At 43.3% G+C, this 25071-nt stretch carries 26 protein-coding genes and 1 riboswitch; of the genes, 19 read left to right on the forward strand and 7 right to left on the reverse strand.

Annotation, left to right across the window (positions count from 1 at the left end):
• Nucleotides 1-28 precede the first annotated feature (28 nt).
• Nucleotides 29-265 carry a YecH family metal-binding protein gene (locus L8S15_RS20345; RefSeq protein ID WP_010438731.1) on the forward strand — a complete coding sequence of 79 codons (237 nt, stop codon included), beginning with the start codon at nucleotides 29-31 and terminating at the stop codon, nucleotides 263-265.
• Between the two features lie 215 nt (nucleotides 266-480).
• Nucleotides 481-1065, forward strand: a complete 585-nt coding sequence (locus tag L8S15_RS20350; RefSeq protein ID WP_010438728.1) for a YhgN family NAAT transporter — start codon at nucleotides 481-483, stop codon at nucleotides 1063-1065.
• 117 nt (nucleotides 1066-1182) lie between these two features.
• Here L8S15_RS20350 and L8S15_RS20355 read toward each other — a convergent pair whose 3' ends face one another.
• Together L8S15_RS20355 and rsmD are read right to left on the reverse strand one after the other, a co-directional pair.
• A complete protein-coding gene (locus tag L8S15_RS20355) occupies nucleotides 1183-1449 on the reverse strand; it encodes a DUF1145 domain-containing protein (RefSeq protein ID WP_009848233.1) in 267 nt (88 codons plus the stop codon).
• 10 nt (nucleotides 1450-1459) lie between these two features.
• Nucleotides 1460-2062, reverse strand: coding sequence for a 16S rRNA (guanine(966)-N(2))-methyltransferase RsmD (gene rsmD / locus L8S15_RS20360; RefSeq protein WP_016787986.1), 603 nt, complete (start codon nucleotides 2060-2062; stop codon nucleotides 1460-1462).
• Nucleotides 2063-2292: 230 nt separating this feature from the next.
• On the opposite strand from rsmD, the gene ftsY reads away from it, so the two are divergent.
• The 6 genes from ftsY to glpG all read left to right on the forward strand — a co-directional run bounded on the left by ftsY (nucleotide 2293) and on the right by glpG (nucleotide 7907).
• The gene (ftsY, locus tag L8S15_RS20365; protein WP_016783998.1) at nucleotides 2293-3522 is read left to right on the forward strand and encodes a signal recognition particle-docking protein FtsY; all 1230 of its coding nucleotides are present in this window, start codon (nucleotides 2293-2295) and stop codon (nucleotides 3520-3522) included.
• A gap of 77 nt (nucleotides 3523-3599) precedes the next feature.
• Complete coding sequence (gene ftsE / locus L8S15_RS20370) at nucleotides 3600-4277, forward strand: cell division ATP-binding protein FtsE (RefSeq protein WP_004736585.1); 678 nt, start codon at nucleotides 3600-3602, stop codon at nucleotides 4275-4277.
• Nucleotides 4264-5232 carry a permease-like cell division protein FtsX gene (gene ftsX / locus L8S15_RS20375; protein WP_010438718.1) on the forward strand — a complete coding sequence of 323 codons (969 nt, stop codon included), beginning with the start codon at nucleotides 4264-4266 and terminating at the stop codon, nucleotides 5230-5232. Before ftsE ends, ftsX begins: the two co-directional genes overlap by 14 nt.
• 177 nt (nucleotides 5233-5409) lie before the next feature.
• A complete protein-coding gene (gene rpoH, locus L8S15_RS20380; RefSeq protein ID WP_010438716.1) occupies nucleotides 5410-6267 on the forward strand; it encodes an RNA polymerase sigma factor RpoH in 858 nt (285 codons plus the stop codon).
• A 418-nt stretch (nucleotides 6268-6685) separates the two neighbouring features.
• Entirely contained in the window at nucleotides 6686-7009 is a 324-nt protein-coding gene (gene glpE / locus L8S15_RS20385) for a thiosulfate sulfurtransferase GlpE (RefSeq protein ID WP_010438714.1), read from the forward strand.
• 55 nt (nucleotides 7010-7064) lie between these two features.
• Complete coding sequence (gene glpG / locus L8S15_RS20390) at nucleotides 7065-7907, forward strand: rhomboid family intramembrane serine protease GlpG (protein WP_010438711.1); 843 nt, start codon at nucleotides 7065-7067, stop codon at nucleotides 7905-7907.
• Between the two features lie 90 nt (nucleotides 7908-7997).
• On the opposite strand, the gene L8S15_RS20395 is transcribed toward glpG, so the two are convergent.
• A complete protein-coding gene (locus L8S15_RS20395) occupies nucleotides 7998-8405 on the reverse strand; it encodes a flagellar basal body-associated protein FliL (RefSeq protein ID WP_010438708.1) in 408 nt (135 codons plus the stop codon).
• A gap of 162 nt (nucleotides 8406-8567) precedes the next feature.
• Here L8S15_RS20395 and L8S15_RS20400 point away from each other — a divergent pair, with 162 nt between their 5' ends.
• Together L8S15_RS20400 and ubiA are read left to right on the forward strand one after the other, a co-directional pair.
• Nucleotides 8568-9110 carry a chorismate lyase gene (locus L8S15_RS20400; protein WP_010438706.1) on the forward strand — a complete coding sequence of 181 codons (543 nt, stop codon included), beginning with the start codon at nucleotides 8568-8570 and terminating at the stop codon, nucleotides 9108-9110.
• A complete protein-coding gene (ubiA, locus tag L8S15_RS20405) occupies nucleotides 9111-9965 on the forward strand; it encodes a 4-hydroxybenzoate octaprenyltransferase (protein ID WP_010438705.1) in 855 nt (284 codons plus the stop codon). It begins immediately after the preceding gene.
• Nucleotides 9966-10066: 101 nt separating this feature from the next.
• Here ubiA and plsB read toward each other — a convergent pair whose 3' ends face one another.
• The gene (plsB, locus tag L8S15_RS20410; RefSeq protein ID WP_010438703.1) at nucleotides 10067-12490 is read right to left on the reverse strand and encodes a glycerol-3-phosphate 1-O-acyltransferase PlsB; all 2424 of its coding nucleotides are present in this window, start codon (nucleotides 12488-12490) and stop codon (nucleotides 10067-10069) included.
• 221 nt (nucleotides 12491-12711) lie between these two features.
• On the opposite strand from plsB, the gene L8S15_RS20415 reads away from it, so the two are divergent.
• The 4 genes from L8S15_RS20415 (at nucleotide 12712) to dinF (ending at nucleotide 16245) form a co-directional block, all read left to right on the forward strand.
• Entirely contained in the window at nucleotides 12712-13074 is a 363-nt protein-coding gene (locus tag L8S15_RS20415; RefSeq protein ID WP_016798924.1) for a diacylglycerol kinase, read from the forward strand.
• Between the two features lie 94 nt (nucleotides 13075-13168).
• Entirely contained in the window at nucleotides 13169-13789 is a 621-nt protein-coding gene (gene lexA, locus L8S15_RS20420; RefSeq protein WP_022570862.1) for a transcriptional repressor LexA, read from the forward strand.
• Nucleotides 13790-13893: 104 nt separating this feature from the next.
• The gene (locus L8S15_RS20425; protein ID WP_016768444.1) at nucleotides 13894-14772 is read left to right on the forward strand and encodes a class I SAM-dependent methyltransferase; all 879 of its coding nucleotides are present in this window, start codon (nucleotides 13894-13896) and stop codon (nucleotides 14770-14772) included.
• 117 nt (nucleotides 14773-14889) lie between these two features.
• Nucleotides 14890-16245, forward strand: coding sequence for an MATE family efflux transporter DinF (gene dinF, locus L8S15_RS20430; protein ID WP_016798925.1), 1356 nt, complete (start codon nucleotides 14890-14892; stop codon nucleotides 16243-16245).
• 189 nt (nucleotides 16246-16434) lie between these two features.
• On the opposite strand, the gene sthA is transcribed toward dinF, so the two are convergent.
• A complete protein-coding gene (gene sthA, locus L8S15_RS20435) occupies nucleotides 16435-17835 on the reverse strand; it encodes a Si-specific NAD(P)(+) transhydrogenase (protein ID WP_010438694.1) in 1401 nt (466 codons plus the stop codon).
• Nucleotides 17836-18162: 327 nt separating this feature from the next.
• Here sthA and fabR point away from each other — a divergent pair, with 327 nt between their 5' ends.
• Nucleotides 18163-18804 carry an HTH-type transcriptional repressor FabR gene (gene fabR / locus L8S15_RS20440; protein ID WP_010438693.1) on the forward strand — a complete coding sequence of 214 codons (642 nt, stop codon included), beginning with the start codon at nucleotides 18163-18165 and terminating at the stop codon, nucleotides 18802-18804.
• Complete coding sequence (locus L8S15_RS20445; protein WP_004736696.1) at nucleotides 18804-19175, forward strand: YijD family membrane protein; 372 nt, start codon at nucleotides 18804-18806, stop codon at nucleotides 19173-19175. The genes fabR and L8S15_RS20445 overlap by 1 nt, the downstream gene beginning before the upstream one ends.
• Before the next feature lie 80 nt (nucleotides 19176-19255).
• Here the strand turns inward: L8S15_RS20445 and trmA are convergent, their stop codons facing one another.
• On the reverse strand, nucleotides 19256-20365 hold the full coding sequence (trmA, locus tag L8S15_RS20450; protein WP_016783992.1) for a tRNA (uridine(54)-C5)-methyltransferase TrmA: 1110 nt from the start codon (nucleotides 20363-20365) through the stop codon (nucleotides 19256-19258).
• Between the two features lie 154 nt (nucleotides 20366-20519).
• Nucleotides 20520-20724: riboswitch (cobalamin riboswitch) on the forward strand.
• Nucleotides 20725-20763: 39 nt separating this feature from the next.
• On the opposite strand from trmA, the gene L8S15_RS20455 reads away from it, so the two are divergent.
• Genes L8S15_RS20455 through murI form a run of 3 tightly spaced genes read left to right on the forward strand, consistent with a single transcriptional unit; the run spans nucleotide 20764 to nucleotide 24165 of the window.
• Nucleotides 20764-22584: a TonB-dependent receptor gene (locus L8S15_RS20455; RefSeq protein ID WP_010438683.1), complete on the forward strand. Its 1821-nt coding sequence runs from the start codon at nucleotides 20764-20766 to the stop codon at nucleotides 22582-22584.
• Between the two features lie 48 nt (nucleotides 22585-22632).
• Complete coding sequence (locus tag L8S15_RS20460; protein WP_016783990.1) at nucleotides 22633-23298, forward strand: ATPase; 666 nt, start codon at nucleotides 22633-22635, stop codon at nucleotides 23296-23298.
• A 60-nt stretch (nucleotides 23299-23358) separates the two neighbouring features.
• Nucleotides 23359-24165: a glutamate racemase gene (murI, locus tag L8S15_RS20465; protein WP_029189139.1), complete on the forward strand. Its 807-nt coding sequence runs from the start codon at nucleotides 23359-23361 to the stop codon at nucleotides 24163-24165.
• On the opposite strand, the gene L8S15_RS20470 is transcribed toward murI, so the two are convergent.
• Nucleotides 24128-24580 (reverse strand): RNA-binding protein, encoded by a 453-nt coding sequence (locus L8S15_RS20470; protein ID WP_004736687.1) that lies wholly within the window; start codon nucleotides 24578-24580, stop codon nucleotides 24128-24130. The genes murI and L8S15_RS20470 overlap by 38 nt on opposite strands.
• Between the last annotated feature and the right edge of the window lie 491 nt (nucleotides 24581-25071).

The raw sequence follows: 25071 nt of genomic DNA on the forward strand, positions 1-25071 counted from the left end.
CTTAATTCATTAAACATGAGATTGAGTTATGACTATCGAAATTCACGCACACAACGTTTTAAATTTGCTTAGTGAAAAACCACTGACTCGTGAAGAGCTGACACAAGAACTGGCTCTGACGTATGGAGCAAAAGCTCGCTTTCACACTTGTAAGCTAGACGGTCTAGATTTGGATGCTTTGTTGAAGTTTTTTCTGAAGATGGAAAAGGTCGTGATTGTTGATAACAAGCTTTGTACCAATCGCGAGCGCGTGTGTAATCATTGATCTTTAGTAGGTACTGAGTTTTAGATATTTTTGGTTTCAGAGCCTTTTGATCTTCAGATATTGGGCGAGTGGATGAGAGGTTTTGACTCCACTCCTATATTTATTTCCGTATCACTTCCCTCTGTAAATTCCCTCTTAACGATGCCAACTACTGTGTTCGAAAATCAATGTGAGGCTGTTATACTCCGCGCACCTTCGCTTTTCGAGACCAACTTATGGAAATCTTATCTGCAGCAACCATGCTGTTTCTTATTATGGACCCGCTTGGTAATCTACCAATTGTGCTCTCTATCCTTAAGCACCTCGATCCGAAGCGTCGCCGTATTGTTCTTGTTCGTGAACTGATGTTTGCACTGATTATCTTGCTGTTGTTCTTGTTTGCTGGACAAAGCATTATGAACTTCCTGCACGTACAACCTGAAACCTTGAGTATCTCAGGTGGTATTATTTTGTTTATCATCGCGATTAAGATGATTTTCCCAAGCGCAGGTAGTATTACAGGCCTCGCGGCAGGTGAAGAGCCGTTTATTGTGCCTATGGCGATTCCGATGATTGCAGGCCCGTCAGTGATTGCGGCATTGATTCTGTTGTCGACCCAGCATCCTGACAACATGCTAGAGCTCTCAGCTGCTGTGATGCTGGCTTGGGGCGCGACCTTCTTTATTCTGATGTTTAATGGCTTCTTCCTGCGAGTACTGGGAGAGAGAGGTCTTAAAGCCATCGAGCGCTTGATGGGCTTGTTGCTGGTTATGCTGTCGACGCAAATGTTCCTAGATGGTGTAAAGGGCTACATGGGCTAACATCAGTATCAACGATGAATAAAAAAACGCCGCTCAAATGAGCGGCGCTTTTGTATCGACTGTTTCTGTCATGATGTTTTCTGTAGTTCAGTATTTTGTATCTGAGCTTAAGCTTGATTACATCATGTGTTTGCGTCGGATATCGAGTAGGGCAAAGACTCCGAAAATCAGTATTGACCATTTCTCCCAACGTGACATTTCGATCTTATCGCCAAAAGCACCGATGAAAATCAGCATCTGCAGGCCGTGCATGAAGAACAAAAATGCTGTCATGATATAAAGCGCAATCGCAGCATTACCCGGGAATGGGTAGAAAATATTGGCGATTAAGATAAACCAAACAAAGGCGATGGCTGCTTTTGCTAGTGGAAGCAAGAACTTCATTCAATAACTCCTATTCTTCAGTGATTCGATTGAACAGTCGGTAGCTAGACTGGCCAGTGGTCTTATCGCGATGCAATTCCCAGTTATCTGGCATAGCTTCGAGTTTCAGTTCTTTCTCTGTTTCAACGTAAATGATCGCATTGTCTGCAAGCCAACCATTACTCTCAAGCAGTTGTACTGTTTCTGCCAGCAAGCCTTTACGAAATGGTGGATCAAGGAAAACCATATCGTAAGGAGTGCCAGGCTTCTTAAGGAAAGAGATAGCATCAGTATTCACGACATTGATGTTGTCTGCCTTAAGCTCTTTCGCGTTATCAGAAAGCTGTTTAGCTGCCTTTTGGTTCATTTCGAGCAGTGTCACCATTTTTGCTTGGCGAGAAGCTGCTTCAAAACCTAGACCACCAGAACCGGCAAATACATCCAAGCAAGTTGAATGTGGGATATCTTGAGCCACCCAGTTAAAGAGTGTCTCTTTTACTCGGTCAATGGTTGGGCGTAATCCTTCTAAATCATGAACGGGCAGTTTTCTACCTCTCCACGAGCCACTAATAATTCGAACAAAGCCTCCGGATGGCTTTTTTTGTGATGTGTTTTGCTGGCGACGTCTTACCATAGATTTTTTGACCGCTAATAAAGTGATACTATACCGAGCCCAATTTAAGTGGGTTCGTGTATTAAATAAATTTACAATGACAAAGTGTATCAAGCTAAAAGCAAACTTATCACTGCTTTGTCATTTTTCTTTACTATTCGTTTATACAAGCTTGTATTGTATAACAATAGCAAAGAGTCGACGTGTATTAAGTCAATACAGCTAATTAGTAGATCTAGGAAACTCCTCTGATGACGGAAAAAAAGAAGCGCGGATTATTATCGTGGCTTGGTTTTGGTGAAGAAGAACAAAGCCCAAAAACTCAGAATGAAGCGAACGTAGAAAACGTTGAAGATCAAACTGAAGTTGAATCACAAGTTGAGGCTGAACAGGTCGCGCCTGAAGCTGAACAAGCTAAGCCAATTGAATCTAAGTCAGTTGAACCTGAGCAAGCGCTTGAAGAGATTCAACAAGAGCAGCAACCTGTCGAAGTAGAAGCAGAGCAGGAAGAAGTGGCAGCTCCTCAAGCTAAGGTTGAAGAAGTACAAGAAAAGCCGACAGAAAGCTTTTTTGCACGCCTTAAGCGTAGCCTTAGTCGCACCAAAGCCAATATTGGTGCTGGCTTCTTTGGTTTATTTAAAGGTAAGCAAATCGATGAAGATCTATTTGAAGAGCTAGAAGAGCAACTTCTGATTGCTGACGTGGGTATGAATACCACCGTAAAAATCATTGAAAACCTAACAGAAAAAGCATCTCGCAATGACCTAAAAGATGGTGAAGCTCTATATGGTCTGCTCAAAGAAGAGATGGCCGATATCCTAAGCCAAGTTGAACAGCCTCTTGTGGTTGATACAACAAAAACACCTTACGTTATCTTAATGGTCGGTGTGAACGGTGTCGGTAAAACAACCACTATCGGCAAACTGGCTAAACAGTTCCAAGGTGAAGGCAAGAAAGTGATGCTTGCTGCGGGTGATACCTTCCGTGCAGCAGCGGTTGAGCAACTTCAAGTTTGGGGTCAGCGCAATGATGTTCCCGTTATCGCTCAACACACTGGTGCTGACAGTGCGTCTGTTATTTACGATGCGATTGAAGCAGCGAAAGCTCGTGGTGTTGATGTTGTGATTGCAGATACTGCAGGTCGTTTGCAGAATAAGAGCAACTTGATGGAAGAGCTACGCAAGATTGTTCGTGTAATGAAGAAGATTGATGATTCTGCACCACACGAAATCATGCTAACACTAGATGCCGGTACTGGTCAGAATGCTATCAGCCAAGCAAAGCTGTTCAGTGAAGTTGCACCAGTAACGGGTATTACGCTAACGAAGTTAGATGGCACTGCAAAAGGTGGTGTGATTTTCTCAATCGCGGATCAGTTCCAGATTCCAATCCGCTACATCGGTGTGGGTGAAGGTATTGACGACTTGCGTCCGTTTGAGTCGAAAGACTTTATTGAAGCACTATTTAGTCGTGAAGAGTAACGCGCGTAGCAAAGTGGTTTATCCTTAACCTGCTACCGTTTTAAATTTGATATGAGTGATCGTAAGAGGAATTTTCGGTGATCAAATTTCAGCAAGTGAGCAAAGCCTACCGAGGTGGGCGACAAGCGCTCCAAAAAGTGGATTTTCATCTTAAACGTGGAGAGATGGCTTTTTTGGGTGGTCACTCTGGAGCTGGTAAAAGTACCTTGCTGAAGTTGATCTGTGCTATTGAGCGTCCGACTGATGGCCGTGTTTGGTTCAATGATCACGATATCACTCGGATTCCAGCCAAAGACATTCCTTTTTTACGACGTAATATTGGGATTGTTTTTCAAGATCACCGCCTGCTGATGGATCGCTCGATTTTCGATAACGTCGCTCTGCCTATGCGTATTGAATCTATTTCTGAAAACGAAATAAAACGTCGAGTTAGTGCTGCGTTGGATAAAACCGGATTACTTGATAAGGCGCGTTGCCTACCAAGTCAGTTATCTGGTGGTGAACAGCAACGAGTAGGTATTGCTCGCGCCGTGGTTAACCGTCCAACGCTGCTGTTAGCGGATGAACCCACAGGTAACCTCGATCCTGAATTGTCTAACCGTGTGTTGCGACTCTTTGAAGAGTTTAACCGCGCGGGCGTCACCATTATCCTAGCGACGCACGATATCGGGTTAGTAAACACTCGCCCTCAATATCGTCACCTTGAATTAAACCAAGGATTTTTGAGCGAGGTTGAAGACTATGGCCGCGAATAAGCGTATCAAGAAACCTCAATCTAACCGAGCAGCAAACCGCGCTTCAAGTGACGGCTTTTTTGTTATTCATTGGAAGCAAGCAAAATCATCTTTCACGCAAATGTGGCAACGACCTTTGGGTAACTTGCTGACGCTTGCGGTTATTTCAATGGCTTTGGCGATGCCAGCTTGTTTATACCTACTGGGTAAAAATGTTGGTGAAGTAGCGCAAGATGTCACTAGCCCGTCACAAATAAGTGCTTATATAGAGGATGGCATTCCTGAGCCTAGAGTTATGGTGCTTAAGGATGAAATCGAAAGTTGGGATCAAGTTGAGCTGGTGGAGTACATCTCTCCGCAACAAGGGCTTGCAGACCTCAGCCAGTATTCTGGTTTTGAAGATGCCCTAACCATCCTCGACGATTATTCACTGCCAGGTGTGTTGGTGATTACACCAAGCGTACACAGCGATACCCTAATTAAAGAACTGGCAGGCACAGTTAAACAACAAGAATTAGTGACCGATGTTCGTTTAGACGAAGATTGGTTAGCGCGATTAGATGCGATCAAAGCATTAGCGGCTGTCATCGTGATTACCTTAACGGTATTGATGTTGGGCGCGGTGTTTTTAATTATCGGTAACACATTGCGATTTAATGTATTGGCGCATAAAGAAGAGATTCAAACCATGAAGCTGATTGGTGCGACCGACAGTTTTATTCTCCGACCATACCTTTATGCAGGGATGTGGTTTGGTGTTTTAGGTTCGATTAGTGCTTGGATCATGACGGCATTGATTACCATATTGCTCAACAGCGCAGTAGATGACTTAGCTCAGCTTTATGACAGCCACTTCCGCCTAATTGGCTTGAGTTGGGATGAATCCTTACTGCTTTTGATCGTTGGAACCCTGCTTGGTAGCGTGGCTGCGAAGCTTTCTGCGCAGCGTCACCTAAAAGAAATTGAACCTGTTTAGGTGAATAGAGTCATAATTAGACGAAAAATAGGCACTTCTTAACCAGTTTTAGCCTTGTATAGACGAATTGATTATGCATAATTACTTCCCCCTCCTTGAAACCTGTTCATTTTAGGTTCAAGATTGTTGGGTTTTAATAGATGTATTACTCCAGATCAGAGATTGATGAGGAACCGAATGGCAAACCAAGCGTATCAAATGGCTTTAGTCACACAAGATAGTTTAGATAGCTATATCCGATCAGCGAACAGCTACCCAATGCTGACCCCTGAAGAGGAACGTGGACTTGCAGAGCGATTACATTACAAAGGTGAGATCGATGCTGCGAAAGGCTTGATCCTTTCCCACTTACGATTCGTGGTACACGTTGCAAGAGGGTATTCTGGCTACGGGTTACCAATGGCTGATCTTGTCCAAGAAGGTAACATCGGCTTAATGAAGGCTGTTAAGCGCTTCAACCCAGAAGTTGGTGTTCGTCTAGTATCTTTTGCTGTTCACTGGATCAAAGCTGAGATTCATGAGTACGTATTGCGTAACTGGCGTATTGTTAAGATCGCAACGACTAAAGCACAGCGTAAATTGTTCTTTAACCTACGTAAGTCTAAAAAGCGTTTAGGTTGGTTCAATAATGGTGAAGTCGAGACTGTTGCTCGTGAATTAGGTGTCGAGCCTTCAGAGGTTCGTGAAATGGAATCTCGTTTAGCGGCTCAAGATGCTACGTTTGAAGCGCCTATGGATGATGACGACGGTGGCTCTGCTTATACTGCACCAGTTTATTACCTTGAAGACAAAGCATCAGATGTTGCTGAGACAGTTGAAGCCGCTAACTGGGAATCTCATACCAACAATCGTTTAGGTCTCGCATTGAAGAGCTTAGATGAGCGTAGCCAACACATTGTTCGCTCACGTTGGTTAGATGACAACAAAGCGACACTGCAAGACCTTGCCGATACTTACAGCATTTCTGCAGAACGTGTTCGTCAGTTAGAAAAGAATGCGATGAAGAAGTTGAAGCAAGCTGTTGGCGACTTTTAAAGGCAGATAAGCCAGAAGCGGTAAAATAAGCTGAATTTGAAAAGGCCGAGATCGAGAGATCTCGGCCTTTTTATTTTCGATCGATTTCTCAACTTTTGCGATCGAAATTTGCAAAATGATTTTGTGGATAACTCTGTGAGAAGTTTATTCGTCAGTTGTCTAAAAGCAGGGTGTAGTAAGGCTTTGTGAGGGTTTTTGATGTGGGGATATTTTTCATAACACCCACAGTTAGATCAGGATCATCACTACATGTTGTGGATCTATTTTAAAAAAAACACTTTATTCACGCAATCCACAGATTTATCCACAAACGGTGTAAAAGTGATCGCTGGTGGATAACCTTATTAAGTGGATGTGATTGTTAGCCTTGGGATAGGTTACAATGGCAGCAAAGTAAATCAGCATAAAAGAGAAAGTCATGGACCAGTTTAAACATATCGATGTTAAAAGCGCTCAAGCCCTTATAGAACAAGGCGAAGCAAGACTTGTCGATATTCGTGACCCGCAGTCTTTCGCGGTGGCTCACTCAAAGACAGCTTATCACCTTACCAATGATACGATGGTGTCGTTCATGGATGAGGTAGAGTTCGAACAACCTATTTTAGTCATGTGTTACCACGGCATTAGTAGCCAAGGTGCTGCACAATATTTAGTGAACCAAGGCTTTGAAGAGGTATATAGTGTTGATGGTGGCTTTGAAGCTTGGCATCGTGCTGAACTTCCAGTGATCGCTGGGTTATAGCCTTTAGCACTTTAGCCACTTCAAGCCTTTCTAATAGCATGAATAGGAAATAACAATGATTAGACTGATGGTGTTAGACAATCCTCGTCTTGCGCAAGCATTTATTGATTATATGGCTTCTCGTCAGATCCCTATTCAAATGTCTGCTGAGGGAGAGGGACGTTTTGCTCTTTGGCTGATAGACAGTCAATACCAGGTGGAAACTGAGGCGGAGCTGAATCGTTTTCTTGCGGAACCCAATCATAAACGCTATCAAGCGGCCTCTTGGGACATGGCAGAGACTAGAAAGAGCAACTTCCATTACCATACTCCAAGCTTTATGGGCATGATCAAAGCGAAAGCAGGCCCTGTGACACTAAGCCTGATGTTGGTGTGTGTTGTGATTTTTGTGCTGCAACAGATCGGTTTTGGCCAAGCTATTTTCAATGCTCTGCATTTTCCCGCAGTCGATGGGCAGCAATGGCAGCTATGGCGCTGGTTGAGTCATGCCGTTTTGCATTTCTCTGTTATGCACATCGCATTTAATATCTTGTGGTGGTGGCAGTTAGGTGGAGACATCGAGAAAAAGCTAGGTAGCCTCAAGCTACTTCAGATATTTGCTATATCTTCTGCGCTTTCTGGCGCTGGACAGTATTGGGTTGAAGGAGCAAACTTCGGCGGCTTGTCTGGTGTTGTTTATGCTCTGGTTGGCTACTTATGGATTTTAGGGTCGAAAGCCCCTCAGCTTGGTTTGAATATCCCAAGGCAGATCGTAGGCTTTATGCTGTTGTGGTTAGTGCTTGGTTACATGCAGCCGTTCATGGCTATCGCGAATACTGCTCATTTAGCCGGTTTGGCGGCAGGTTTAATTATTGGTTTAATTGATTCAATGAAAGCACCTCGCTCTGCAACAAGCTAACTCTTGTATCATCGAGAATAGACAAGTGCTAGAGACAAAAAAGCGGCCAGATGAGCCGCTTTTTTATTTGGATTCGTTTTCACATCTTCATTATTGATAAAGGTATTTGGTAAACAATAAGTCAGCAATGAGGGTTTTACCTGTCTCAGGAAGCAGAATCTTGTTGAGATGTTCAACTAAGGATTTTCTTAAATCTTCGCGACCAGACAGAGATTTGATGGTTTCTTCGTTTTGTTTGCCAAGCAATTCAATCACTGCATCGCGAATCAATGGTTGGTGATGCTCAATGGCCGCCAAGTCATCGCTATTCGCGACCATGATATCGAGGCGAACTTGAATATAGCCCAGCTTTTTACCTTTGGTGTAAAAATTAGTGGTCAGGTCTGGCTCTAGCGTGAAGTAGGCTAGTTTGGGCCCCGACTCCTCTTCTGCGAAGCTAGATGCTGAAAAGAGTAGAGTAATCGCAAGAAATATTTGGGCTACATAACGTTTGTGCATATTTGTGACTTTTCTTTAGTTTATTCGCGATATTCGAAACGCATTAGTCTTGTTACAATGAGCGGTCTAAATCTAAATACGTTTACGATTCGAAGAACGCTTTAATTTTGTTCGAAAGTTGAAGCTTTATTGTACGTGTAAAGTCACCTATTGAATACTAGTATGAATCAGCCAATATCGCTGTATCTTAATTCGTTAATGAATGTAGATTGGCAAAGTACAGAAACATTTGATTTTCCTAATAAAACCACCAAAGAGTGGCTTATGGAGCAAGGTTCTCTTTCCCGCAAGTTGGGGAAGTGTTGTCAGCACCTGTCTGTTGAGTTGCTTCATAATCAAGTTGTAGAACGCTCAATGTTGCAACAAGACGAGGAACATCTTTTATCATCATTTGATTGCTTGCTGCGTAAAGTGATTTTGAAGGGTGATGATGCCCCATGGGTGCTAGGTCGAACCTTGATTCCCCGTGTGACGTTAGAAGATCATCAACACTCCGACCTTTCTCAACAAGGAAATGTCCCGCTTGGACTAACGGTGTTTAGTGCTGAGAATGTCGAGCGGGATGCGCTGCAAGTCGGTTGGGTTATCGCAGGTGATGAGTGTTTACTCGCGCGTCGCTCTCGATTATGGATGAACCATAAACCGATGCTTGTGGCAGAACTGTTTTTACCAACATCACCCATTTACTCTAAGGAGAGTGTGTAAATGTTTGCCACCAAAGCGAAGGCGTACTGGCAATTAACGCGAATGAATCGCCCGATTGGTACTCTGTTACTCCTTTGGCCGACTTTGTGGTCGCTGATTATCGCCGCACAAGGTATGCCTGATTTTGATGTCTTGGTTGTTTTCGTACTCGGCGTCGTGTTGATGCGTTCAGCTGGCTGTGTGATCAATGATTTTGCGGACCGTAAAGTGGATGGCCATGTTAAACGCACCAAGCAGCGTCCATTACCCTCAGGTTTGGTTTCCAGTAAGGAAGCGATTCTGCTCTTTTTAGTGCTAGCCGTAGTTTCATTTTTGCTAGTACTCACCATGAATCCACTGACCATTAAGCTCTCATTTATTGGTGTGGGTCTGGCGTTCATTTACCCTTTCATGAAGCGTTTTACACATCTTCCACAGTTGTTCCTCGGCTTAGCGTTTAGTTGGGCGATACCAATGGCATGGGCTGCACAAACCAATGAACTACCAAGTATTGTTTGGTTTATCTTCGTTATTAATGCTTTGTGGACGGTTGCTTACGACACGCAATATGCGATGGTAGACCGAGATGATGACCTGAAGATTGGTATTAAATCGACGGCTATTTTATTTGGTCGCTTCGATAAGCTTATCGTCGGCTCTTTGCAACTTGTTACTCTAGCGATGCTGATTGTGTTAGGTATGCACTACCAATTGGGTGATACTTTCTATTGGGCATTGTTAGCCGCAGGCAGCTTGTTTGTGTACCAACAACATTTGATGCGGCATCGTGACCGAGACTTATGTTTTCAAGCTTTTCTAAATAACAACTATGTTGGTATGGCCGTAACGGTCGGTTTGTTCGTTACCTTCTGGTAAGCATCAGTTTTTATCAAACGAATATTCAAGAAAAAGGCACCCAGTGGGTGCCTTTTTTGATCGCGTTGAATCTGCTATCAGAGCCCTGCTATATACAGGAATTACTCGACTTGGTGAATACTCTCTTGAATAGTCAGACGGACTTCTGGGTAAAGCATCGAGTAAAGAAGCTTAGCGAATTGCTGAGTCTTCTCTAAATCGCAGTTGCCGTCGTTATCTAGGTACTGTTGCTGCTTCAACGTTGCGAACATAGAAGCAAACACACCTTTATCGAAGAATTCGGGAGCATTGATACCATGCAATCGACCAAGTCGCTGTGCGATGTCTTGGCTTTTCTGCTCAAGGTCAGATTTGTCCAGTTCCGGATTCTCTGCCAGCAAGTTTAGAGCAATAGAGTAGCGCTGTAGCGTTTCTGAAATCGTACGGCCTAACAGCATAAGAGCTTGGCTGTTCGATTGGTTGATCGTCACTTCATTGTCAGACACAACAATCATGCCCTGGCTAACAAGTTCATCAATGATGTTTGATACTACGCCTTCAAGCTGTGATTCGTCGTAGCTTAAGAACAGCTCTTTCTTTAAGAACGGATAAATTGCTGCAACATTCTTTTGAATCGCTTCAATCGATAAACCGCGCTGACGAATGGTCATCTGGGCAATTAAAGATGGCAGAGCGAACAAGTGAATGATGTTGTTTCGGTAGTAGGTCATCAGAATTGACTGGTGACGGTCTAGCGAAATAATGTCGCCCATTGAGTCTGATTCAATTAGGAACTTGTTCAGCGATTCAGCGTGTTTTACCAGATCTTCAGCACTGTCTTTTGGTACCGTAAATGTATCAGAGTAAGGTACGTTCTTAAGCAGAGACAGGTAGCAATTGATCTGAGAAACCAAAGAGTCACGAGACAATGCGCGCTGTCTTGAGGCTAATAGCGCGGTTGCACAAAGGGTCAATGCGTTGGTCGCCGCGGCATCGTTAATGTGCGTCATCATTTTGGTCGCCAGGTCATTAACCACTGGATTCATCCATTGTGGTTTACTGGTGCCCATTGGGTCGATGTCTTTGGTCCACTCAGGTGAGTGTTCATTCAGGTATTGGTTCAGTTGAATAGGCTCACCGAAGTTCACGTAGCCTTTACCAAAGTTACGTAGCTTACGAATGGTACGAATCACTAAGCTCGCGTTTTCTTTCTCTTTACGCTTGCCACGAAGTTCTTTCGCGTAAGTCGCCACTTCCATCACGTGTTCATAACCAATGTACACAGGGACCAAAGTAACAGGACGGTTCATACCACGTAGCATTGCCTGAATGGTCATCGCTAGCATGCCCGTTTTTGCCTGCAATAGACGACCTGTACGAGAACGACCACCTTCACTGAAGTACTCTACTGAGTAACCTTTAGCGAACAATTCCGCTAGGTATTCACGGAAAATCGTCGAGTACAGCTTGTTGCCTTTGAAGCTACGACGAATAAAGAATGCACCACCATGACGGAAAATAGGACCGGCAGGGAAGAAGTTGAGGTTGATACCCGCCGCGATATGCGGAGGCACCATGCCTTCGTGGTAAAGCACATAAGAAAGCAACAAGTAATCCATGTGGCTACGGTGACAAGGCACATAAACAATCTCGTGACCATCTTGAGCCAATTTACGAACCGTTGAAGCGTTGCTGATATGCAGGCCTTGGTAAAGCTTATTCCACAACCAACCCAGAATCTTCTCACCACGCTTGATCAGCGAGTAAGAGAAGTTTGCAGCAATCTCGTCCATGATGTCTTGAGCTTCTTTGCTCGCTTTCTCGATCGAGATGTTCTTTGCTTGTGCTTCGTCTTCAATTGCTTTCTTGATCGCTTCTGATTTGAGTAGGCGATCAAACAGCGCTTGGCGGCTGGGAAGGTTAGGGCCTGATGCAGCAAGTTTTTGGCGAGAGAAGTGGATACGCGCTACACGCGCCAGTTTGTGCGCGATGGTGCTGTCGGTACCGTGTGAGTTTGCCATGTAGCGAAGAGATACCACAGGACTAAAGCGAACCAGACAGTCACGACCTGCGAGCAATACCGCTTTTGATTTTTCTAAGCCATTCATTGCTTGTAGGTAAGGTTTCTGGTTAGTCTCTTTACCTGGTTTACGTCCCCAAAGCACAGTGGCAGGGATAACTTGAACATCGAGCTCAGAGTCTTCAGCATGCAGTGAAAGCAACTCAGAGAACACTTCAATTGAAGAGCTTGGTACATAATCATCGTCTTGAAGCAGAGTTTTGCGAGAAGAGATAAAAACGTAGCGTTGCAGTGATTTGCCGTTGATTTCAAGCTTGCTTAATGGATCAGGTAGACCTAATTCAAGTGCATGTTTTTGCAATGTAAGAATGTCGACACTTGAGCGAAACGGTAAGGCGTATACAATCGGTTTGCTCAAATCAATGTTCAAATCTTCAACAGGGTTTGAAGGAATTGATGTGCCCTTTACCAATACGGATAAAGGTAGCTTCATTAATGAACGTGAAAAAGATTGTCCAGAAGACATATAGGTTCACTGCCTCAATAGTTATTTCAATGTGCTCAAGCGTATCTCTATTTCTATGATGAAAAAGGATAAATCCTATGAGTGAAATAGGGATAAGCCTAGGCGTAAATTTAATCGATGCAAGAATACCAGAAACTGGTCTAACCTTTTAATGGAAATAGTCATATTGCCGTTAAGTTTGTGGAAAATCATTCATCGACTGATTGAGTATAGAGTTAAAAATGACCAAAAAATCAAACACCGGATTCAAACGCATCATAAAAGCAGCAGGCTTTTCATGGCAAGGCCTCACAAGTTCGTTTAAAGGCGAGGCTGCATTTCGGCAAGAAGTGTTCATGGCAGCAATACTGATTCCGTTGGCATTCTATTTGGACGTAAGCCAAGTTGAGCGAATCTTGATGATCTCAGCTGTTGTGTTAGTGATGGTTGTCGAGTTAATCAATACCGCGATTGAAGCAGTTGTTGATCGAATCGGTAGTGAGCATCATGAGCTTTCTGGGATGGCGAAAGATGTCGGCTCGGCGGCTGTTCTCATCTGTCTAATACTAGCGGGTTACGTGTGGCTAGAGATCCTATTTTTGTGATTCTTGAAAAATGAACTAAAAACAACCAATTGCTTTGCTTTTGTTCAGTTACTGGATATACTCACAGTCAACTGTATAAAAAGACAGGTGAATCATGAAGCCGTTAACGCCGCGCCAACAACAAGTTTTTGATCTTATCAAAAGTAAGATTGACGATTTCGGTATGCCACCGACACGTGCAGAAATTGCACGAGAACTAGGCTTCCGCTCTGCTAATGCTGCAGAAGAACATTTAAAAGCTCTTGCTCGTAAAGAAGCGATAGAGATTATCCCGGGTGCGTCTCGTGGTATTCGTATTTTGCTTGAAGATGCAGCAAATGAGGAACAAGGTTTACCATTAATCGGTCAGGTTGCCGCTGGTGAGCCTATTCTGGCTCAAGAACATGTAGAAATGCATTACCAAGTAGACCCAGGTATGTTTAAACCTCAGGCTGACTTCTTACTTCGTGTAAATGGCGAAAGTATGAAAAACATCGGTATTATGGATGGTGATCTACTGGCTGTTCATAAAACACAAGACGTACGCGACGGTCAGGTTGTTGTAGCTCGTGTTGATGATGATGTAACGGTAAAACGCCTAGAACGCAAAGGTTCAACGGTTCTGTTACATGCTGAAAATGAAGAGTTTTCTCCAATTCACGTCGATCTAGAATCTCAACATTTGTCTATTGAAGGGCTGGCTGTTGGTATTATTCGTAACACCGACTGGATGTAGTCATTGCAAAAAAGCTTATTGATATTTATTCTCAATAACTTGTTATTGTTATTGTAATTGATATTCATTATCATCTTCTTTGTCTAGATACAAGGAAGATGATGATGCCAAATCCAACCAAACCTCAAATGAAGCCGCTTATTCGTAAGCCGCGCTCCTCTGTTCAAAAGGCTTCTTCTAATCAAGGGTCTGCACATCAAGAATTCCAAGTTCCGACGAATCTCGTTCAACATCTTTGGTTTCGCAGCCGCGAAAGCCTTGCCGATGACGGCCTAGTCTATGACCCTATCGCAGCTCAAGCCTGCAAACGCTGCCAATTAGCACCAGAATGTCTTACTGGTGAACTCGACCAACAACAACTCCTTTACGCGACACTGACTCAACTTTGTGATTCTCAAGTTCAACAGTTTTTATCTCATAACCCAGATGCTTGGATTATTAACGTGGGAGCAGGGCTCGATACCCGTTTCTACCGTTTAGATAATGGCCGCTGTCATTGGGTTGAGCTGGATGTAACCGAGAATCTGCTTTGGCGACAACGCCTGTTCCACAAAAATGAACGCTATCGTTTAGAGTGTGGCTCTGTTGACGACTTAACTTGGTTAGATGAACTTAACATTCCAGAGCAAGCTTCTGTGATGGTGGTGTGTGAACATGCTCTGCTTGATTGTAATGAACAGCTGACGGCGCACTTTATTCAGTCATTGAGTCGTTACTTTACTCATGCACACGCGTGTTTAGTGTTAGCTGGAGACAAAAGCTCGAGTGCTCTTGGGCAAAAGCTCGGTTCTGGAAAGTATGCTCACGGGTTGTCTTCACCAATAGACAGTGTTCTCAATTGGTTGCCATGGGCGCAATGGGTTAAGTCATTTTCACCATTAGAGCAGCAATGTAATCGTTGGAAGTTGTGGCAGCGATTGTTGTGTAAGATTTCTCAGTTTAAAAAGCGTTTAACTCCTCAATTAGTACTCGTTAAATGGTAGCGTTAGCTTCTTCTATCAACACATAGTTTGGTAAAAGCTAACCAATACACAAAGTACACAACATAGTGAAAGCCCACCCACTAGGTTAAACTATCGCCTCTAAACTAAGAGGTGATCGTGAAGCTATTTAATCCCCAAATTATTTTTCAAACGCTATCCAATCAGGCGATGCACAAAAAAGTGTTGTTGCTCGCGATCCCGATGGTTCTCTCTAATATTACGGTTCCACTGCTGGGCTTAGTCGATGCGGCGGTTATTGGTCATCTAGAGCATTCTTGGTATTTAGGTGGTGTGGCATTAGGCGGCACTATGATCAGTGTGACCTTTTGGTTGCTTGGCTTCCTGCGTATGTCGACAACAGGGCTAGCCGCACAATCCTATGGTGCGAATGATGGCAAGCAACTTGGCTTAGTCTTTGTGCAAGGCGTGACTATGGCCTTAGGGTTTGCTGGTGTCTTTTTGCTTTTACACAGTCTAGTCGCCGATTTAGTTTTCTCATTGAGTAGCGCCAGTGATCAAGTTAAGCACTATGGTCAGCAATATTTCTCAATCCGCGCTTGGAGTGCACCTGCTGCGTTAACTAACTTTGTAATTTTAGGTTGGTTACTCGGAACTCAAAATGCCAAAGCGCCAATGTGGATGGTGATTATCACCAACATCACCAATATCATTTTGGATATCGTTTTTGTTATCGGTTTAGGGTGGCAAGTGGAAGGTGCTGCATTGGCATCTGTAATGGCGGATTATGCTGGTCTAACATTTGGCCTGATTTGTGTTTACCGAATCTGGGCGAAGAAACAGTTACCATCGTCATGGGATCTGCTTAAGAAAACTAGCCAAGGTTTGAGTCGTTTCGTGAAACTGAATCGCGATATCTTTCTTCGTTCATTGTGTCTACAAGCGACTTTCACTTTCATGACTTTCCAAGGTGCAAGCTTTGGCGATGATGTTGTTGCGGCCAATGCCGTGTTGATGAGTTTCTTGATGATCATCTCTTATGGGATGGATGGCTTTGCCTATGCAATGGAAGCTATGGTCGGTAAGGCGATTGGCGCGAAAGACAAAGATGAACTAAACCAGTCATTGATTGGTACTTTCTTCTGGAGCTTCAATACTTGTTTAGTACTGACCATAGCGTTCGTAATCGCTGGCTCTAGCTTAATCAATATGATCACCACAATCCCAGACGTGAAGAGCCAAGCCGAGGTGTATCTGCCATGGCTGATTGCGATGCCATTGGTATCTATGTGGTGCTTCTTGTTGGATGGTATTTTCGTTGGGGCCACTAAAGGCAAGGATATGCGCAATAGTATGTTTGTTGCGACTTGCAGTTTTTTCGCGATTTTCTACTTAGCATCAGGCTTAGAAAACCATGCACTGTGGCTAGCGATGCTGAGCTTTATGGCAATGCGCGGAATTGGTCTTGGTGTGTTGTTTGTTTCTCAGTGGAAAAAGGGTGAGTTTCTCGCTTAGCTTACTTAGATAGCTCAGTTCAGGGAGCAACAAATAGAGGCTGTACAGGAAAAGGGGTATTTAGAACATCATGATCTAATTACTATTAATGCTTTAATGTTCAATATCTTAAATAAAAACAGCAAGCGCGCTGCTTGCTGTTTTTGTATTTGGCCTATGGGTGGTCAAATACTCCTATTGGTGCTTTGTCTAGAATAAACGGTTAAGCCCGTTGAGTGCTGCAACACGATAAGCTTCTGCCATCGTTGGGTAGTTAAAGGTTGTATTTACAAAGTACTCGATGGTATTCGCTTCACCTTTCTGCTCCATAATCGCTTGTCCGATATGGATGATTTCAGCGGCACGCTCACCAAACACGTGGATACCTAAAATCTCTTTGGTTTCGCGATGGAACAGAATCTTCAAGCTACCAATGTCTTTACCCGCAATTTGAGCACGAGCTAGGTGCTTGAAGGAAGAACGTCCCACTTCATACGGTACTTTAGCTGCGGTAAGCTCTTGCTCAGTTTTACCAACAGAGCTGATCTCCGGGATGGTGTAGATACCTGTTGGAATGTCTTCGATAAGGTGGCGTTCAGCTTCACCTTTCACTATTGCTTGAGCCACAAATCGACCTTGGTCATAAGCAGCGCTTGCTAGGCTAGGGTAGCCAATCACATCCCCGACAGCATAAACATGATCAACATTGGTTTGGTAATTGGTATTTACTGAGACTTGCCCACGAGAGTCCGATTCTAGCCCAACAGCACCAAGGTTTAGTCTGTCTGTGTTACCTGTTCGGCCATTGGCATACAGTAGGCAATCAGCACGCATTTTCTTACCTGACTCTAGGTGAATGATTACACCGTCATCAGTGCCTTCAATTTTCTCAAAGGTTTCATCGTTACGAATGACTACGCCACTGTTCCAGAAGTGGTAAGAAAGCGCATCTGAGGTTTCATTGTCTAAGAATGACAGTAAGCGGTCTCGAGTATTGATGAGATCGGTTTTTACGCCCAAACCACGGAAAATCGACGCGTATTCACAGCCAATAACGCCAGCACCATAGATGATGATATGTTGCGGGTCGTGTTTAAGAGAAAGAATCGAGTCGCTGTCGTAAATACGTTCATGCAGAAAATCGACATTATCTGGTTGATAAGGACGAGAACCTGTCGCGATAACAAATTTGTCCGCACTGTAATGTTCTTCAGTACCATCACTTTGCATTACCGAGACAGTGTTAGTATCGATAAAACGTGCAGTACCAAACACTAGCGTACACTGGTTGCGGTCGTAGAATCCTTGGCGCAAGCGAGTCTGTTTGTCGATGACTGATTTAGCATGCCCCAAGATGTTAGAGAACGTTGAGTGAATGCTTTTGTTGTTCTGACAAAACAGCGGATTGCTGTTGAATTCGATAATACGACTAACAGCGTGACGCAGTGCTTTTGACGGAATGGTTCCCCAGTGAGTACAACCACCACCAACGCTGCTTTCTTTCTCAATGATTGCAACGTTCAACCCGGCTTTGGTTAATCCCATCGCTGCCCCTTCTCCTCCGGGGCCACTACCAATTACGATTACATCAAAGTGGTTGGAGTGTGGCATAGCTATCTTCCTTGTTATATTTGATTAACATTGCTTTAGCGAGATTTTAACTGATTCTGTTCTTGGGTACATGAAAAGGGTATCAGAGAGTCGGTGAGATCACGCCGAGTCATCGAAAAAAGAATATTTGGTATGTCGTATGTCTCCAAATGACAGTGTGGATATTGAAATTTTTTCTTCGAACGTATTTACTTCGGTACGTGAACAAAGAGGTGTGTTTAGTGTCTTATATAATCAGAGTGCCTTATATAAAGAAGTGATTCGCGTTATATTAACCAGAGAATCAGACATGCCTGTTTAGGCTGTAAAAGAAGAAATTGATAAAGTATGAAACCAATGGGCATTCGCGCACAGCAAAAAGAAAAAACTCGTCGTAGCTTAATTGATGCAGCATTTAGCCAACTCAGCGCCGATCGTAGTTTTTCCAACCTAAGCTTGAGAGAAGTCGCTCGTGAGGCTGGAATAGCACCGACTTCCTTTTATCGTCACTTTAAAGATATGGATGAGCTCGGCTTAACCATGGTTGATGAAGGTGGTTTATTATTACGCCAATTAATGCGTCAAGCTCGTCAGCGTATAGTAAAAGAAGGCAGTGTGATTCGCACATCGGTTGAAACCTTTATGGAATTCATTGAAAGCAGCCCAAACGTATTCAGACTGTTATTACGCGAGCGCTCAGGAACTTCATTTGAGTTTCGTGCAGCGGTAGCTCGTGAGATACAACACTTCTCTGCTGAATTAACCGAATACCTGATAACGACAGGCATGACAAGAGATGAAGCTTTTACTCAAGCAGAAGCCTCGGTCATATTGGTTTTCAACTCAGGGGCAGAAGCATTAGATTTAGATCGACGTCAGCGAGATGAATTGGCTGAACGCTTGATCATGCAATTACGAATGATGGCCAAAGGGGCTTTTTGGTATCGTAAAGAACGTGAACGTAACCGATTAAAAGGCGGGATTGAATAATGTCGAATGAAAATAATACTGTAAACCGTGGTTCTGAAAGAAAGACACTCGTACTTGCTGTTGTTGCAGGTGTGTGTGGTGATGCACTGTTATCTTGGGTAACAATGAGCGAAGTGGGCTTCTCTATTTTCCCGTTGATTGCTTTAGTTTTGGCTGTACAAGCGCTTTACCAAGAATACCTAACTAATCCAGTATCTGAAGATATTCCGTTAGTGGGTTTGGCTTGTTTCTTTGTAGGTGCATTTGGCCACTCGGCTTTTGTGAAAGCACAGCACCCTGATGCAGGTTCAAACTTCTTTGCGATTATTGTCGCGATGCTGCTTTTAGCTTGGGTAGGTAAGAAGTTAGGCTTTATCGGCAAGACAGCTTAAGCCAACCTATAAATAAAAAAACGAGCCGATTGGCTCGTTTTTTTGTATCTGCTGTTTGTCTTAGGTCGAGAAAGCGTGTTTTATGCTTTACGTTCTAAGAACACACCTGCTTCCATGTGGTGCGTGTAAGGGAACTGGTCGAACAGAGCAAAACGAGTGATATCGTGGGTTTCGCTTAAGATCTCTAGGTTCTCTTTCAGTGTTTCAGGGTTACAAGAGATGTACATGATGCGCTCGTAGCCTTGCACCATCTTACAAGTATCAACGTCCATACCTGAACGCGGTGGATCAACAAAGATAGTGTTGCAGTTGTAGCTCTTTAGATCGATGTTTGCTTGCTGTAGGCGGCGGAACTCACGTTTGCCTTCCATTGCTACGGTAAAATCTTCCGCAGACATACGAATGATCTGAACATTATCAATCTTGTTCGCCGCAATGTTGTATTGAGCAGATTCTACAGATGGCTTCGCTAGCTCTGTTGCAAGTACACGCTCAAAGTTTTGTGCCAGAGCTAATGAGAAGTTACCGTTACCACAGTAAAGCTCAAGCAAGTCACCTTTGCTGTCTTGAGTACAGTCGACAGCCCATTCCAACATTTTCTCTGCTACTTTGCCGTTTGGTTGAGTAAAGCTGTTCTCTACTTGCTGGTATATATAGCTATCACCATTCACATCTAGCTTTTCAATGACGTAGTCGCGATCCAGTACGATTTTCATCTTACGCGCACGGCCAATCAGGTTTAGGTTAAAGCCTTCATCATTTAATTGCTGCTTAAGCGCTTTAGCATCTTGAATCCACTGTTCACCTAATTGACGGTGGTAAAGCAGTGACACCAAAATCTCACCGCTTAACGTAGAAAGGAAGTCTACTTGGAATAGCTTGTGGCGTAGAGAGTGGTTGCTCTTCATTGCATCCGTTAATAGAGGCATTAGATCGTTGATAAGACGACTAGCCGCAGGAAACTGGTCTACGCGGTATTTTTCTTTGGTCTCTTGATTGAACATGACGTAATACATATCGTCACCTTCATGCCACACGCGGAATTCAGCACGCATGCGGTAGTGTTGTTCTGGAGATTCATACACTTCCAGCTCAGGCACATTGTATTGTGAGAACATTTCAGTAAGACGTTCAGTCTTTTCTGCGAGCTGTTCTTGGTAGCGTTGCGGGTTTACATCTAAATTCGCCATTGTTATGCCTTTTGCTGTCGTGCTTTTAAATCAAGAGCGCAGATTTTATTCAATCACAGGCGCTTGTCCAGTGTTGAGAGCTATTCAATGTAAATCGACCTTGAAAACTATAGCTTATAACTATCTTAGACTAGACAAATGATTCATAGGTTAATACTATCTCCGACAAGCTGGTGCCATTTGGATGTATAGATGGCTGAAGAGGGAATCTGGTGTGAATCCAGAACTGACGCGCAGCGGTAAAAGAGAACGAATATTCATAAGACACTGCAAATAGCTTTTTGTGGGAAGTCGAATATTAGGTAACCATAAGGTTGTGCTCTTGAGTCCGAATACCTGCCAGCGGCTAAGCCACACAATGTGGTTTGGTAGGACTTTACGCGATTTAGGATCACAACATGAACAAATCCCTTTTAGCGGTTGCTGTAGCATCGCTGCTTTCACCTATCTCCAATTTACATGCCCAAGAAGCCACTGCCGACGAAACCATGGTCGTTACAGCTAACCGTTTTGAGCAACCTCTCAGTGATGTTATTGCATCAACGACTGTTGTATCAAAACAAGAAATAGAAGAAACCCAAGCTAAATCTCTAGTGGATGTTTTGAAACGAGTACCTGGCGTTGAAGTTTCTCAAAATGGCGGACGTGGACACAGCGCATCTGTTTTTATGCGCGGCTACAATAGTGATCAAGTATTATTTCTAGTTGATGGTGTTCGTATTGACTCTGCTGCTGGCGGTATTAATTTTAACCACATCCCAGTAGGCATTATTGAGAGAGTTGAAGTGATTCGTGGTTCTGGCGGTGCTCTTTATGGTTCTGATGCTGTAGCGGGTGTAATTAATATTATTACAGCCTCTGGTAGTTCAAGTGAATCGACAAGGATTTCTGTTGGAGCTGGTAGCGACGCTCAAAAGGAAGCTAACTTTTCAACGACCCGTAATTTGTCTAATGGCGGAACATTAAAGCTCGCTGGTGGTTTTGATGAGACTGAAGGTTACGATATCAAAGATCCTGCTACTGGACTTAATTATGGCTATGAAAGCCAAAATCTCTTTGCATCGTATTCTCAACCTATTAATGAGGCCTTTTCAGGCAGTGCTTCAGTTCGTTGGTTTGATAGTTTAACTGAGTACGACTCTAGTGGTAAGAACTATGGCTACTCTGAGAATCTGAGTGTTACAGCTGCTCTTGATTATAAAGGTGATAATTTAAGCTCGACTCTTAGGGCTAATCAACAAGCGATCGAGAACCTAGACTATTCACAAACTCAGGGCAAAGATAATGCTGGTACTAAAAAGAAAATAGACCTAACGAACTTACAGTTCTTAAATCAGTATTACATCAACGAGAACGTTTCTGTTGGTGCTGGCGCAGATTGGCGTAGAGAAAAGCTTGATGATGATGCTTTGTCATATGGGTTTCCTGATGCTCTAGCTGGCGAGTCACGAGACACGACGGGTGTTTACGCTTCTTCTGAACTTAGGTTTGGTGATGTGCAAATCGTAGGTAGTGTGCGTAACGATAAACACGATACATACGACAATCATACGACTTGGTCTTTAGGTACTCGTTATTACCTAACGGAGAAGCACTCGTTAAGAGCTGCCGCGGGTACATCATTTAAAGCTCCGAGCTATTCTGATCTGACAACAAACTCAGACCTGAAGCCTGAAGAAGCTGAAAATCGCGAAATTGGATACACCGGTGAATTCGATTTATTCAAACTGGACATAACAGCATATGATAATGAAGTCGATAACTTGATTATTTGGTATGAAGGTAGCCCATTTTGGTACCCTCAAAACGTAGATGCAAAACTGAAAGGGTTAGAAATTACAGGTAATTTCGACACGTGGTTCATCCATCATACGGTTGTTGCTGAATTTAAAGATCATAAAGACTCAGCTGGCAACAAGTTAGCGAAGCGTGCTGATGAAAACTACAAGTGGTTGATGGATGCTTCATATGAAGATTTCGATGTAAATCTTACTTATACATATACAGGTGATAGAGCGGGTAACCCAAAAGAAACCACCGACCCAGATAATATCTTGCCATCAGTGAGCTTGTGGGATGTTTCTGTGGGGTATTGGATTTCCCCTGAGTTGGTTGTTCGTGGCCGAGTTGATAATCTAACTAATGAAAAATACCAGACAACGCTAGGATATAACGCACCTGAGCGCAGGTATTTTGCGAATCTAGCTTACCAATTCTAATTTACACCTAAACCGCCTCCGGGCGGTTTTTTCTTATTGGGTATATCAATGAAAAAGAAAGTCGTCATAAGCTGGTCGTCAGGTAAAGACTCGACATTAACGCTAGAGCGTCTACTTGAAAGCTCCGAATATGAAGTTGTTGCTCTCTATACGACATATGTTGGAGATGAGGTTCCTTTCCAAGTGACTCCGATTGATGTTGTTGCCATGCAGGCGCAATTAGTCGGGTTGCCATTAATCACGATTGAGCTTCCAGAAGTGTTCCCTAGTAATGAGATTTATCAAAGTACCATTGTCTCCGCACTTAAAGGTTCTGGCTTATCAATCGATGCAGTCGCGTTTGGAGACATGTTTTGTAATGGTATTGCCGACTATCGAAGAAGCTATATAGAACCAGCGGGTTGGGAGTGTGTGTTTCCTCTTATGGGAGAGAGCAGTCAGGCACTTGCTAGTGAAATAATAGACAGAGGAATCGAAACCTTTCTCGTCACGGTCGATAGCGATGCATTAGACATGAGCTATTGCGGGAAAAAATACACGCTTGAACTAATAGACAGCTTACCGAGTCATGTTGATCCATGTGGCGAAGATGGCGAGTTCCATACCTTAGTGACATCAGCGCCATGCTTTAAAGGTAAGCTCAAGATAGATCAAGAAAATGTGGAGCAAGGTAAGCGCTTTGTTCATCAACGTTATCAAGCTTGCATTATATAGGGTGAGGATTGGCGAAAACTAAGCGAAGGAGTATCATTGCAGCGAAACTTATTATAGGTAATCGTTGTGTCGGATAGTCTACAAAAAAATATATTGGTCTTTGATTCTGGAGTGGGTGGCCTGTCTGTATATAAAGAGATAAGTCAGTTACTACCAAATCACAATTATATCTATGTATTCGATAACGAGGCTTACCCATATGGCGAGCTCGATCAGCAAGTTCTTATTCAGCGAGTCCAAAGTATCGTCGCTAGCTTTGTGGTGAGTCACGCTATTGATATTGTAGTGATAGCTTGTAATACGGCCAGTACGATAGTCTTGCCTACACTTCGCGTTAATAATCTAATCCCAATTGTTGGCGTTGTTCCGGCAATCAAGCCTGCATCCCTACTTGCCAATAAAGCGGTGGGTCTCATTGCTACTCCTGCAACGATTACGCGAGAGTACACACACGAGCTCATCAACAATTTTTCGAGTAATAAAAGAGTCGAACTTTTAGGTTCTACTCGGCTGGTGGATATGGCCGAAGATAAACTCAGAGGTGAGGCGATTGATCTTGAAGAGTTGCAACTCATCCTTCAACCGATGATCAACACAATTGATGTGGCCGTTTTAGGGTGTACACATTTCCCTTTAATAAAATCAGAGATTCAACAAGTCCTAGGTAAGAGTGTTTTATTGGTTGATTCCGGTAAAGCGATTGCGAAGCGAGTTCAAGATTTATTGGATTTGGAGAGTAGTGATAAAGAAGGGGGAGTGCGTGAGGTTTTTTGTAGTGCACTTCCTAAGAAAGAAAGTGCACTAAATAGCATGTTGAAGCAGTTAGGATTTAGCTCAGTTCAGCTTCGTCCGTTTCTGGATGTTTAGGATCATTTGCAACTCGCACTTTTAAAGTTCGTTGCATGTAATCTTTATCGTTAAGTTCTGAAATAGCATGATTCACATCATTGCTAGCCATTACGACAAATCCAAAGCCTCTTCTTTTACCAGTACGTTTATCTTTCATTAAGCGTACTGCAAATACTTCACCATACTCCGAGAATAATTCACGTACGTGTGACTCATTCGCTTTGTATGGAAGGTTACCTACATAAAGTGTTTTTGTTGATGCCTTCGGTTCTGAATCTGATTTTGAGTCGGTGCTTGAAAAGTTAACAACAAAAGCGGAAGCCAAGACACCAAGGATAAAGGTAATTGCAGGCGATATATCTACCTGAGAGAAAACAATGCCGCCTAATACAGCCAGTGCGACAATTAACAACATCGATTTTTTTGAGTTCATATCGGAATACTACATATTAATAAACGAAATAGACGCATCTACTATTAACAAAATAGACACATGAATCTTACGTTCATGGCTTCCATATTTCCAATGTATTGCTGTGATACGTCTCAAATGTTTAGTTTTTATTCGAAAAATGCGAATCTGGTGGCTTTTTAGACGAACGAAATTTTTATTTGAAAAAGTCCTTGTGCTCCATATCAATCTCTCTATAATGCCGCCTCACCGACACGGAGTGAGACGAGAGTCACACAGCGAAATCGGTAGAGGAAAAGAGTTTGAAAATAACCCTTGACTCTCAAAGTGGTGCAGGTATAGTACGCACCCCTAGCGACTGAGATGTGAATCACAAAACGCTAGCGCTCTTTAACAATTTAAACCTATCAATCTGTGTGGGCACTCGTTGATGAATATCAAAACGTTTTATCCTTTTGGATAAAACAGTTACTTCGGTAACAAACTTGATTTCAATGAACTGAGTGACCAAT

The sequence above is a fragment of the Vibrio sp. S/42/10 genome (genome assembly GCF_029890535.1).
Lineage (GTDB): Bacteria > Pseudomonadota > Gammaproteobacteria > Enterobacterales > Vibrionaceae > Vibrio > Vibrio cyclitrophicus.